Origin of the sequence: Paenibacillus sp. AR247, from assembly GCF_002968895.1 — a bacterium.
Taxonomy (GTDB): Bacteria; Bacillota; Bacilli; order Paenibacillales; family Paenibacillaceae; genus Paenibacillus_AQ; species Paenibacillus_AQ favisporus.
In genome coordinates, this window is the sequence record NZ_PCZT01000020.1 from 178,602 (window position 1) to 190,698 (window position 12,097).

Sequence of the window (12,097 nt, forward strand, 5' to 3'; positions counted from 1 at the left end):
AAGGACACCATTTTCACGAACGTTACGATATCCGGCGCACAGAAGAGCGGCGATGCATTTGACGCCAAGTCGGGCTTTGGGATCTGGGCCAACGAAATACCTGAGCCCAATCAGGGGCCGGCGGTCGGATCGGTGACCTTCAACAATCTGAAAATTGTGAACACGGCCACGCCGATCAAAAACAATACGTCGACCTTTACCATCAACGTGAATCCTTGATATCAACGCTATATAAGTTGAAAAAAAGACGTACCGCCTTTGTCCCTTTCCATCGGGAGAGGCGGTACGTCTTTTGCTGCTTTTGTTTAGATATAAGAAAATATACGCTTCTAAAACTTCCGCTAAGTGCGGTCTGTCTTCTTGGAATTTGCTTCGATAAAAGATTTTGTTTAGATATAAGAAAGTATAAGCATCGGAGATTTTGCTTCCTTATATCGCAAGAAAACTACTGCTAAGTGCGGTCTGGCTTCTTGGAATTTGCTTCGATAAAAGATTTTTTTATAGCGCTTCAGCCGAAGACGAGCTGCTGCCGGCCTTACCGGCTGCGCCCATGATCACCGAGTCTTTAGGCAGAAGCAGCGCGAACAGGCCGAGCAGCGGTAGAAAAGCGCATACCTGCGTCATCAGCGCAACCCCGTGCGAGTCCATCAGCCAGCCCATGATGACCGAACCCAGGCCGCCCATGCCGAAGGCCAGTCCGAAGAACAAACCAGCAACGGTTCCCACGTGACCAGGCAGCATCTCCTGTGCGTACACGATAATGACCGAGAAGCCGGACATCAGGATCAGGCCAATGGCCGCGCAGAGGATCACCGACCCGATCGGCCCGGCATAGGGCAGCAGGAGGGAGAACGGGGACGTGCCAAGGATGGAGAACCAGATGGTTTTTTGACGCCCGAACCGGTCCGCCAGCGGACCGCCCAGGAACGTACCGGCCATGCCGGCGAACTGCAGGGCAAAAATACTCAACTGCGCGCTGGTTAGCGGAAGGTGGTATTGATCCATGTAATAGAAGGCGTAATAACCGGTCATGCTGGCGAGATATACGAACTTGGAAAACAGCATGAGGATCAAGATCGCGAGCACATACGCTATGAAGCGCTTGCTGAACCGGCTAGGCTCCTGGCGATGGGTACGGTTTGCGGTCCGGGCGGGACGGGTCTGCCGGCTGTACCAGCGGCTGACGCCGAGCTGCAGCGCGATGCCGAGTCCGGCCAGCACGATAAACCATAGAAAACCGAGCTGCCCCTGCGGGCTGATGATGAACGCGGCCATCAGCGGAGCAAACGCCTGGCCGGTGTTGCCCCCGACCTGGAATACGGACTGCGCCAGTCCTTTCCGCTGGTTCATGGCCAGGTGGGCGACCCGGGACGACTCGGGATGGAGCACCGAGGAACCGATCCCGATCAGGGCTGCTGACAGCAGCAGGTACCAAAACGATGGTGCCAGGGCTAAACCTGCCATACCGAGCAGGGTGAACAGCATGCCAAGCGGAAGGAGCAGCGGTAGCGGGCGGCGGTCGGTATAGTACCCAATGGCCGGCTGCAGAATGGAAGCCGTAATATTGAGCGTAAAGGCAACCCAGCCGATCTCGGTAAAGCTCAGGTGCATCTGCTGCTGAAAGAGCGGAAACACCGCGGGAACGACCGACTGCATCGCATCGTTCAGCAGGTGGGCGCAGCTGACGCCGAGCAGAACGGCCAGAGCCGTATTTTTCGCCGTATCCACGGTCATTTCAGATTGTGACATTTCTCCACATCCTCTTTTTTCTTACCCATCATAGCGGATCAAACCCGAAGCTGTCGCAGCGAAAATTGCCTTTTGGACAGAGCACGATATGCTATACTGAAGCGGGGTGAGGGCACATGAGAATGCAGATCGTAATGCCGCAGCTGGAGGTTCACCGTTTCTCCAGCCCGTTCGAAAATACGCCGCATGCGCACGACGATCAATACCAGATCACGATTCCGCTTCAAGGGACCTGCCATTTTACGCATGAGCATAAACAGCTGGCGCTCCCACCCGGCGAAGGAATTGTGCTGCAGCCTAGCGACCGGCATTCCTTCTACATCGGCGACGGCACGGGCGTCGTTGTGATCCGGATCCGGCCCGAGAGCCTGTACCCGGGTGATTCCTCGGTTTACAGTGAACCCCGGCACAGAAAGCAGTTTGACGTGAGCCGGGTATCGAAGGTGTTTCGGCAATGGACAGCGGACATGATGGCTCTCGACATGGCTGATCCGCTCGTGGAGGAGGAGCTGGAAGCCCGGATGATCTGCGATCTGCGGGAGCTTATTTGGGAGAGGACCGTTCCGGCCGGTCCCAAGATAGCTCATGCCGCCGCCGACCGGCATCTGGCACAGGTGCTCGAATATGTGCATGCGCATTTCACGGAACAGCTGAGCGTCAGCAGCCTCGCAGCGATGGCGATGCAGAGCCGGTACCATTTTATCCGGTCGTTCAAGTCCCTGACGGGCGTGCCCCCGTATCAGTATGTGCTGCAGCTCCGGGTGAGGGAAGCGATGGAACAGCTGAAGAAGTCCGCGGACACTGTCACCGATATCAGTTTCAACCTTGGGTTCTCGAGCACGAGCCAATTTTTTCGGGCCTTTGCCAAAATGACCGGCATGACGCCGGAGCAGTACCGGAAATCGGAAGGACGCCGCTTGATCTAAAAAACTTAAATTGGAGCTGTGAAATCGAACCGTATCCGAGAGGGATGCGGTTTTTTGACGTTTTACTTGAAGCAGGGGAACATGGCTGGTAGACTGCTTGTAATCTGGTAATTAAAGGAGGAAGCCTCATGACTATTGATCTTCTTGGTGCAGTCCGGTTTATAAACAGCCGTTTCGGCAGCCGGGCAAAGGATATTGCTCCGGTGGGTGCCGGAGACTGGTCAACGGCTTATGGATTCACGCTGGACGGCCAGGAAATGGTGATCCGTTTCGGCACTCATGTGGAAGATTTTCAAAAAGATCAGGTCATGGGTTCACTCGCCCCGCCAATGGTACCCGTTCCTGAGGTTACCTTGATCGGAGAGACGTCCGAAGGTTTCTATGCCGTATCGAGGCGGGTCCGTGGCGGACATCTGGATGAGCTTGAGGCTGGGGAAATGCGGCTGATCCTTCCGGGGCTGATTGATGCGCTCTCGGGACTTCAGCAGGTAGATACAGGAAGTATAAGCCATGGTGGAGAGTGGCGTCTTGGGGGCCGTCGCGCAAGCTGGAGTGAGGAGCTGCTGTCCGTGACCGGACCGAGGGACCGGCTTCCCGGCTGGCGGGAGCGGCTGGATTTATTCCCCGCGGAGTCCAAAATATTTGATAGCGGCGTCTCGGCTTTGCGGCGTCTCGTCCCCCGTCTTCCCGAGTACAGAGGTATTGCTCACTGCGACCTTTTGAACCGGAATGTATTGGTGGACCGCGGCGGGTTGACCGGCATCATCGACTGGGGAAATGCCATTTACGGCGATCCCTTGTATGACGTCGCATGGCTTTTATACTGGTGGCCTTGGTATCCGCAGTGGCAGGAAATCGATCTGCAGCAGGTTCTGAATGATGTTTGGGAACGGCAGGGAGGCTTTCCTTCGCAGATGGAGGAGCGTCTCCGCTGCTGTTTGCTCCACATTGGCTTGGACCATATCGCCTACTGCGCTTTTAGGCAGCGCACGGAGGATATGCGGCGTAATGCCGTGCAGCTGTTGGATTACATATAAAAATATATTTTACAAATAATTGGAAATCAGGTAGACTAATAGGGAAGCTAATATTAAAGCGCTTTAACTTTCGGAGGGGGTGGGACTGCGTTAATCCTGTGATCTGCTGCCCGCGCTAATGGCATCCCGGGCGGTTACAGCTGAGATGAACCGAGGCATAACCTGTTTCCTAATCTATGAAATTAAAGGAGCGTAATGGGTGATGAAAAGAAATAAGAGATTTTCATTAAGCGGCAAAGCCGTTCTGATTTGTTGTCTCGCTTTTCTGATGGTTCCCGCCGGATTTGCGCTGGCGGCGCCGAACAAGCCTTTTCCTCAGCATACGACTTACACCAGCGGCTCGATAAAGCCGAGTCATGTAACCCAGACCACGATGGACGATGCAGTCAAATCCAAATGGGACAGCTGGAAATCAGCTTACCTGAAGCCGGCCGGGACCGGCAAATATTATGTGAAGTACGATGCGAGCGGCGCGACGGTGTCCGAAGCGCATGGCTACGGCATGCTGCTGACCGTGCTGATGGCCGGATACGACAGCAGCGCGCAGACCTATTTTAACGGACTGTATAAGTACTACACCGAGCATCCCAGCGACAATAATCCGTACTTGATGGCATGGAAACAGAACAGCAGCTTTCAGAATGTTGAAGGAGCCGATTCCGCGACCGACGGCGATATGGACATCGCTTATTCGCTCCTGTTGGCGGACAAGCATGGGGCAGCAGCGGCACAGTGAACTACTTGCAGGCAGCCAAAAATACAGTGCATCGACGGGATTGCTGCCCGACTTTGTCGTCTACTCGGGAGGCGCGTACAAGCCGGCGCCGGCCGACTTCCTGGAAGATACGACCGACGGCTCCTACGCCTATAATTCCTGCCGTACGCCTTGGCGGATTACGACCGATTACCTGATGACCGGCGACAACCGGGCCCTGAATCAGCTGAACCAGATGAACAGCTGGATCAAAGGCAAGGTGAACAGCAACCCGGGCGCCGTCAAGGACGGATACAAGCTGAACGGAAGCATCATCGGCTCGTATAACAGCGGCGCCTTTTTCGCCCCGTTCGGCGTCAGCGCCATGACTTCCTCGTCGAACCAAACCTGGCTGAATTCCGTGTGGACGTATACGGCCGGAAGCTCAAGCGAAGGATACTACGAAGACAGCATCAAGCTGTTCTCGCTCCTCGTGATGTCCGGCAATTGGTGGACGTATTAATTTCTGGGGAAACCTGTCTATGGGAAAATAACATGAACAGCCCCGGCTGCAATTTGGCCAGGGCTGTTTGGCTATCCCCAAGTGATGAAGTGGTTCAGACCTTCACCGTCTCGTTTTTGCTGTCAGTTTGCTCACCCGACTCCGATGAATCCGTCAGTTCTCCCTGCCACAGCAGCTGCATTTCCGTGCTGGACTCCAACAGTTCGGCCAGGCTGCCCTCCGCTTCGATGCGGCCGTCCTTCATCACGATGATATAGTCGGCCTGCGCCAGCGCCGCCCGGCGGTGGGACACGGCGATGCAGGTGACGTCGCGTTCCTGAAACAGGCGCTCCCACAGCTTCTTCTCCGTCTCGACGTCGAGTGCGCTCGACAGATCGTCGAAGATAAACAGGTCCGACTCGGTCATCATCATGCGCGCTGTGGCGGCACGCTGGATCTGGCCGCCGGACAGCATGACGCCTCTCGGACCGACGAAGGTATCGAGACCTTTCTCCAGGTCCTCGATATCTTTCTCCATGACGGCCAGCCGGATCGCCCGGGCGAGCGCATCCGCCTCAGGCGGGCTGCCCTGGACGATGTTCTCCTGCAGCGTATCGCTGAACAGCCGCGGAACCTGCGGCGTATAAGCGGACCGCGGCGGAACCAGGAACGCCGCCGGATCGATGACTCGGCCGTTCCATTGCACATCACCGCCCGATTTGGGCAGCAGGCCTAGCAGTGTGCGGACGAGGGTCGATTTGCCGGAACCGATCCGTCCGGTAATAACGACGAACTGGCCCCTTGTCACCGCAAAGCTCACATCGGCAATGCCGTTCTCCGAGCCCGGATAGGTGTAGGAAAGGTTCCGGATTTCCAGCGATTGCAGCTGGTCATCGGAGCTGCGCTCGACTACCGGCAGCTCGGGCGGTTCGCCGTAAAGGTACGTTTCGCTGAAATCCATGATCCGCTCCTGCTCCCCCGGCCGGAAGAGAACGCTCATGCGGTCGAGGGACACCTTAAGTCTTTTATGCTGAAAAACCATATATCCAAACAGGGAAATACTGAACGCGATATTGGTCAAATAGGAGGTGAACAGGGCGAAATCGCCTACGGTAAACTGCCCGGCCTTCATCGCCGAGGCGCACATCAGCAGGATGATCCCGGTACAAATGCTGAGCACATGCTGATTGAGCGAGCGCATCCACTGCTTGAACAGGTTATCCTTCAGCGCTGCCTGCCGCCGCGATTCATTCAGCTCCACAAAGCGCCGGTGGACATGCTCCTCGGCCTGCCCCAGCTTCAGCGCCTGCACCGCGCCGAAAGACTCGGCAATGAAGCTGGTGATGCGCCCGGTGGCTTCGCGGTTCTGCTGGCCGTAGCGTCTCGCCCGGTTGCCGGACAGATTATTCAGCAGCGTCACCGCAACCAGCGGCAGAATCGCGACCAGGGTGATCTGCCAGTTGATGCGGGCCATGATGACCAGGGAGATGATCGCAAACGCAAACCGTCCCCAGAAGTCGACCCAGGACTCCACATATTCGACCACTTCATCCACGTCTTCGCGGAACCGGCTCACGGCTTCGCCCGGTGAAGCGGGGAGGTTGCGTCCGGGCCAGCGCATGATGCCTTTCAGCATATTCGTGCGGAGAATGGCCTGGATGTCGTAAATATAGGTGACCCATTTAAAAAAGGCCCAGAAGAAGACGCCGGTCCGGGAAATGCGGACGATCGCGATAAAAATGAGCGGGGCGACAAGCCACAAATAGTTATGCGACTCGCCGGTCGCCCTGTCGAAAAACCACTGCATGCCAAGGCCCAGCAGCAGCGGCATGGAATGGAACAGCCCCCACAAGAGGCCGTTCACAATAAACAGCGAGATGTTATACGTAAACAGGCGCTGGATAAACCGGGTTACGGTCATGCCAAGTCCTCCTCTCGTCCGGTAATCAGCAGCTGGGCGTAGTGTGAGGTTGGGTCTTTCGCCAATACCTCCCGTTCCCCGAATTCAAGAATCCGGCCGTCGCCCAGCACCATAATGTGGTCGACCTGCTCCAGCGTGGAGAGCCGGTGCGCGATCACGATGCCCGTGCAGTTCTGCATGAGCTGATCCACGGCAGACTGCAGCATCGCTTCGGTAGCGGCATCCAGCCGGGACGACGGCTCATCCAGAATCACCAGGCTCGGCTGGGTCAGAAAGACCCGTGTCAGGGCGAAAAGCTGCGCTTCCCCGGCGGACAGCGAGGCGCCGCCGGCCTTTAGATGCGTATCCAGACCTTCCGGCTGCGAGTCGATCCACTGCTTGAGTCCGAGCCTTTCGGTCGTGCCCAGAATATAGTCGTCCGATATGCTGCCGTCAAACAGCGTCAGATTGTCCCGGAGCGTGCCGTCAAACAGCTGCACGTCCTGCGTGACCATGCCGACCCGGCGGTACAGCGCCTCGAGCTTCAGGTCGCGGATGTCTATGCCCCCCACCCGGACGGTGCCGCTGTTGATATTGTACAGGCGCAGCAGGACCCGGCTGAGGCTCGACTTACCGCTTCCGGTACGTCCGATGATGCCCAGACGCTCGCCGGGCCGGACGGTGAACGTAATATCGTGGAGTACCGGCTTATCCGGGTTATAGCTGAAATGGACATGGTCGAATTCCAGACCAAGCGCTCCATCAGGCAGCGCCGTTTGCGACCCTTCCATGATTTCGGTGCGGCTCGCCAGCAGCTCCTGGGAGCGCAGCATGCCGGATTTAGCCTTTTGGAACTCCTGAACCTGATCCCCGAGCTGCTCGATCGGATCGTTCAGCATTTGGGTGTATTGATAGATGAGGAATAGCGTTCCGAGCGATATTTGGTCGGTCAGAAAATAATGAACACCGAGCATCAGCACCGCCGTCACGGCGATAGCAAACAGCACGACCGTCGTATTCCAGGGAATGACGCGCAGCATCCAGGCTTTGCGACCTTTGAGGAACACATTTCGCATGGAGCGGTAGAAGCGGTTCATGACGTACGGCACGTTGCCGTTCGCCTGAACGTCCTCAATGCCGGCGATCCGTTCCTCGATCAGGCCGAACATTGCTGCGCTGGCGCCGCGTTCATCTTTGGAGGAAGTGACGCCCAGATCGCGGATAAACACCATGGCTCCAATGGATGCCAAAGTGAACAGGGTCATGACCGAGGCGATCGGCCAATTGATCGTAAACATATAGCCGAGAATGCCGGCAAGGAGCACGAAGCTGCCGATGACCTTAATGATAAACATGGCGAAAAAGTTCGACATGTTGGTGACGTCCCCGTCGATCCGCTCAATCATTTCTCCCGGCGTTTTCAAGTTGTGAAACCGCATGTCGAGCCGCAGGCAGTGCTTCAGCAGGTCGCCGCGCAGCTGGTTGGTGGCGCGCCAGGACACGTCGTTGCCGAGATAGCTGATCGCCACGGTCAGGACCTGGTTCAGCACGGCAAAGACCAGGTAAATTCCCGCCAGCACGAGCAGGCTGGAGACAATGCCGTTCGCGGCGGCCGTGTCGATAAAGCGCTGCACGATCTGCGGATTGACCAGCTGCGCCCCGGTCGAGGCGAGCAGCAGAATAAGCAGCAGGAGCAGCCGCCCCCGGACCGGCTTCAAATACTTCAGCAGCCAGGACATCGACGGCTTTGCGGATTGTTGCATGGTAAAACCCCCCAATTCCAAACGAAACCTTTATGTATGGTGACTTGCTTTCGCCCGGCTTTCATAATTGACCAGATGCAAATAATATCCATCATACAATAATTTGGAAGCGATTCAAGATAAAGTTTGACTAAATCCAAACTTTATCAGCCCAGTCCGCAGCCTAAGCGTCACTGCGCATGCGGATCATGCCTCCGATCCCTGTTATTCTCGGATTTCATGGAACGGGTAGAAGGTTGAAATCCGGGAATAAAGGGGACCACTTCGTTTCTCCAGCACGATTCCGCCTGCTCCGTTGAAGCCATTTCACAAACCAGACAAGGGAATAAAAGCTGGCTTAATCAAAAGGGGAGAGGGTAAGGGGATATTTCGGGGCATGATCCGCATGCGGAGCCCCCCCAGTTCATATTCAGTTCATAATGTAGGTTTAATCTTAGTACCGTTCACAAGCTCGGCACTGCTTGATGCAGGCCCAAGCTGGTGACCCAGAATCAAGGGAGGTATGGAGATGGAACCCATCATTCGCGTAGAGCAATTGCGAAAACAATATAAAAGCAGCAAACGTCCGGCCGTGGACGGGATCAGTTTCGAGGTGGGGCGGGGCGAATTTTTCGCCTTCCTGGGCCCGAACGGGGCGGGGAAAACGACCACGATTTCGATCCTGACCACCACGCTGTCCAAAACCGAAGGCACGGTCATGATCGCCGGCTATGACGTGGAGAAGGAAGCGGCGAAGGTACGCCGGAATGTCGGCATTATTTTTCAGAACCCGAGCCTGGACCTCGATTTGACGGCGGAAGAGAACATCCGCCTCCATGTCAGCATCTACGGCGTTTACGCCTACCGGCCGTTCTACAGCATGATGCCGAAGGAATATAAGCAGCGGATCGAGGAGCTGGCCGCCATTGTCGGCATTCACGACAATTTGTTCAAGAAGGTCAAAGGCTTCTCCGGCGGGATGAAGCGCAAGCTGGAAATCATGCGCAGCTTGATGCACAAGCCGCAAATTTTATTTTTGGATGAGCCGACGCAGGGGCTGGACGCCTCTGCCCGCCAATCGCTGTGGGCTTATCTGCAGAAGATCCGTAAGGAGGAAAACATTACGATTTTCCTGACGACACACTATTTGGAAGAGGCGGAGGAAGCCGACCGGGTATGCATGATCACGCATGGCAAAGTGGCGGTGCTCGGAACGCCGGAAGAGATCAAGCACAAGCTGCTGGGTGACAAAAGTATGCTGATCGATGCAGGCGACCGGAAGGCGCTGCGGGCGGAACTGGAGGAGCTTCGGGTTTCCTTTACCGAAGAGGAACAGTGCTTCCGGGTCCGTTTTCAGGATAAAACGCCACAGTCCCTCGTAGCCCGTCTGCAAACGCCATTAAGCCGGATGGAAGTGCACCAGCAGACGCTGGAGGAGGCCTATCTGAGCCTGGTACAGCAGAGTCAGAACGACGAATCGAGAAAGGGGGCGATCTAAATGCTCATGACCAAAGCGCAAAAAGAAAGCAACGCGGTTGTGGCGATCGCCGCACGGGAAATTACGAAGGGGATCAAAAATCCGGTGCTGATGATCGTGAGCATCGTCTTTCCGATCATTTTCATCGGCATCTTCGGCGGAAGCCTGTCGCAGAACATGGCCGGCAATCTCGGCTACAATTATTTGCAGTTCATGATGATCGGCATGATCGTGAACAGCGTGTTCACGGGCCTTATTACGGGGATGAGCTCCCTGATCGAGGAAAGAAACCAGAATTTGACGCAGGAGATGTATGTGTCCCCGATCTCCAGGTATTCCATTATCCTCGGTAAAATGATCGGTTCAAGCTTCACCAGCATCGTGGGACTGATCGGCATTCTGATCGTTGCGCTCCTGATGCAAATTCCATTAGGCGGCATGCATATTGTATGGCTGTTTCTCATTACGCCGCTGTTCTGCCTGATCGGCGGATCGCTGGGTATTTTCTTCATCGGGTTTGTCCAAGACAGTAAGACGGCGGATATCGGTTCGATGCTGCTCGTCATGCCGCAGATGTTCCTGTCCGGAGCGATGATTCCGATCCAGCATTCCACCGGCATTCTCGGCTTTCTAGCCCATATTATGCCGATGACGTATTGCATCGATTTGGCCCGGGCGGTGTTTTATTCCGGGACGCCGGTTTACTCGCAGGTCGTGCTGTACCATCCGGTGACGGATCTGCTCGTGATGGCCGGATTCTTCCTGGTCTTCACGATCGTGGGCACATTGATGTTTACGAGATCGGAACGGAATCGGTAAAATGCAGGTAGGACTCAAATGGCCCCTCCGGTTGGGGCATGAATGCATGAAACGCATAACCGCGAACGTTCGCGTTCATTTCATATCTATTATAGAAAGGAGTGGGGCGACTTGGCTCATATACTGGTTGTTGACGACGATCCTCATATCCGGGAGCTCGTCAGCCATCTGCTGAAGAATGAGGGCTATACGATAGCGGAGGCGGCGAACGGAAATGAAGCCTTGGAGGCAATGGAGTCGTTCAAGGCCGATCTGGTCATCCTCGATATTATGATGCCGGGCATGGACGGCTGGGAGCTGTGCCGTGAGCTGGATGCGGCTTATGACATCCCGCTGCTGATGCTGACGGCCAAAGGTGAGACTTCGCAAAAGGTCAAAGGGTTTGAGCTCGGGACCGACGACTATCTCGTCAAACCGTTTGACCCGCTCGAGCTGACCGTCCGGGTGAAGGCGCTGCTCAAACGTTACAAAATATCGGCCTCGCAGGAAATCCAGTTTGGCGACGTGCGTCTGAACCGCAAAACGTACGAATGCTACGCAGGATCGGCTGCGCTGACGCTCCCGCTGAAGGAATTTGAGCTGCTGTTTTTGCTCGGCAGCTACCCGGGCAAGACGTTTTCCCGGGATCAAATCATTGAACATATTTGGGGCTATGACTATGAAGGTGACGAACGGACCGTCGATGTGCATATCAAGCGGCTGCGGGAACGATTTGCCGACCAGCAGGACCGCTTTCAGATCCGCACGATCCGCGGCCTCGGCTACCGGCTCGAGGTGCTGTCATGAAGGAGCGGGAGCAGGGGCCGGTTGATGCGTTCCAGGCTGACGGTACCGATGCCCGTTCCGGGAACATGGAGCGAAGCGGGCCGGATCGTTACAGCACACAGCGGGAACGGATTCAGCGCCGCCGTCTGGATCGGGAGCGGAACGAAACGTGGCAGCGCATGAATCACGCGAGGGGGACGATGCCGGAGGACCGGCAGGTGGCCCGCGGGCTCAAGAAGGAAGAGCGGAGAAGAAAGCGGGAGGAAATTGCGAAGCGGAGAGAGGATGAGATTCGGGGCATGGACGGTGAGCCGCCGAACTTTTGGCTGCGCGTCCGGATCATCTTTTTCATGATCCTTGTGCTGTCAGCGCTCATCGTTTGCTGGACCGCCGCGTTCTATTTAACTCACGGCCTTCGCTGGCACATCTCCCCGCTCGTGAGGCAGCTGTTGAACTCCGTGCTGGGCTTTGTCATTTTCGGCGTCT

The 12,097-nt window shown here is 56.0% G+C and carries 11 protein-coding genes and 1 pseudogene; 9 read left to right on the plus strand and 3 right to left on the minus strand.

Going from position 1 to position 12,097, the window contains the following annotated elements; genetic code table 11:
- Positions 1–219, plus strand: a 219-nt coding sequence (locus tag CPT76_RS37900) for a hypothetical protein (protein ID WP_181153089.1), incomplete at its 5' end; no start/stop codon positions are given.
- Between the two features lie 279 nt (positions 220–498).
- On the opposite strand, the gene CPT76_RS27960 is transcribed toward CPT76_RS37900, so the two are convergent.
- Positions 499–1,749, minus strand: a complete 1,251-nt coding sequence (locus tag CPT76_RS27960; RefSeq protein WP_105445207.1) for an MFS transporter — start codon at positions 1,747–1,749, stop codon at positions 499–501.
- Positions 1,750–1,871: 122 nt separating this feature from the next.
- Here CPT76_RS27960 and CPT76_RS27965 point away from each other — a divergent pair, with 122 nt between their 5' ends.
- From CPT76_RS27965 to CPT76_RS40675, 4 genes are all read left to right on the plus strand, one after another.
- Positions 1,872–2,675, plus strand: a complete 804-nt coding sequence (locus CPT76_RS27965) for an AraC family transcriptional regulator (protein WP_181153091.1) — start codon at positions 1,872–1,874, stop codon at positions 2,673–2,675.
- A gap of 128 nt (positions 2,676–2,803) precedes the next feature.
- Positions 2,804–3,712: a phosphotransferase family protein gene (locus CPT76_RS27970; RefSeq protein WP_105445209.1), complete on the plus strand. Its 909-nt coding sequence runs from the start codon at positions 2,804–2,806 to the stop codon at positions 3,710–3,712.
- 202 nt (positions 3,713–3,914) lie between these two features.
- Positions 3,915–4,448, plus strand: a complete 534-nt coding sequence (locus tag CPT76_RS40670) for a glycosyl hydrolase family 8 (RefSeq protein ID WP_258168879.1) — start codon at positions 3,915–3,917, stop codon at positions 4,446–4,448.
- Positions 4,426–4,929: a hypothetical protein gene (locus tag CPT76_RS40675; RefSeq protein WP_258168861.1), complete on the plus strand. Its 504-nt coding sequence runs from the start codon at positions 4,426–4,428 to the stop codon at positions 4,927–4,929. Before CPT76_RS40670 ends, CPT76_RS40675 begins: the two co-directional genes overlap by 23 nt.
- 94 nt (positions 4,930–5,023) lie before the next feature.
- Here CPT76_RS40675 and CPT76_RS27980 read toward each other — a convergent pair whose 3' ends face one another.
- Together CPT76_RS27980 and CPT76_RS27985 are read right to left on the minus strand one after the other, a co-directional pair.
- The gene (locus CPT76_RS27980; RefSeq protein WP_105445210.1) at positions 5,024–6,829 is read right to left on the minus strand and encodes an ABC transporter ATP-binding protein; all 1,806 of its coding nucleotides are present in this window, start codon (positions 6,827–6,829) and stop codon (positions 5,024–5,026) included.
- A complete protein-coding gene (locus CPT76_RS27985; protein ID WP_105445211.1) occupies positions 6,826–8,571 on the minus strand; it encodes an ABC transporter ATP-binding protein in 1,746 nt (581 codons plus the stop codon). The genes CPT76_RS27980 and CPT76_RS27985 overlap by 4 nt, the downstream gene beginning before the upstream one ends.
- A 508-nt stretch (positions 8,572–9,079) precedes the next feature.
- Between CPT76_RS27985 and CPT76_RS27990 the strand changes: the two genes are divergently transcribed.
- The 4 genes and pseudogenes from CPT76_RS27990 to CPT76_RS37905 form a co-directional block, all read left to right on the plus strand.
- Positions 9,080–10,048, plus strand: coding sequence for an ABC transporter ATP-binding protein (locus CPT76_RS27990; protein WP_105445212.1), 969 nt, complete (start codon positions 9,080–9,082; stop codon positions 10,046–10,048).
- Positions 10,049–10,846 carry an ABC transporter permease gene (locus tag CPT76_RS27995; protein ID WP_105445213.1) on the plus strand — a complete coding sequence of 266 codons (798 nt, stop codon included), beginning with the start codon at positions 10,049–10,051 and terminating at the stop codon, positions 10,844–10,846.
- Between the two features lie 111 nt (positions 10,847–10,957).
- Positions 10,958–11,632 (plus strand): response regulator transcription factor, encoded by a 675-nt coding sequence (locus CPT76_RS28000; protein WP_076173037.1) that lies wholly within the window; start codon positions 10,958–10,960, stop codon positions 11,630–11,632.
- Positions 11,629–12,097, plus strand: a pseudogene (locus CPT76_RS37905) (hypothetical protein); the annotation flags it as partial. The gene CPT76_RS28000 and the pseudogene CPT76_RS37905, both read left to right, overlap by 4 nt.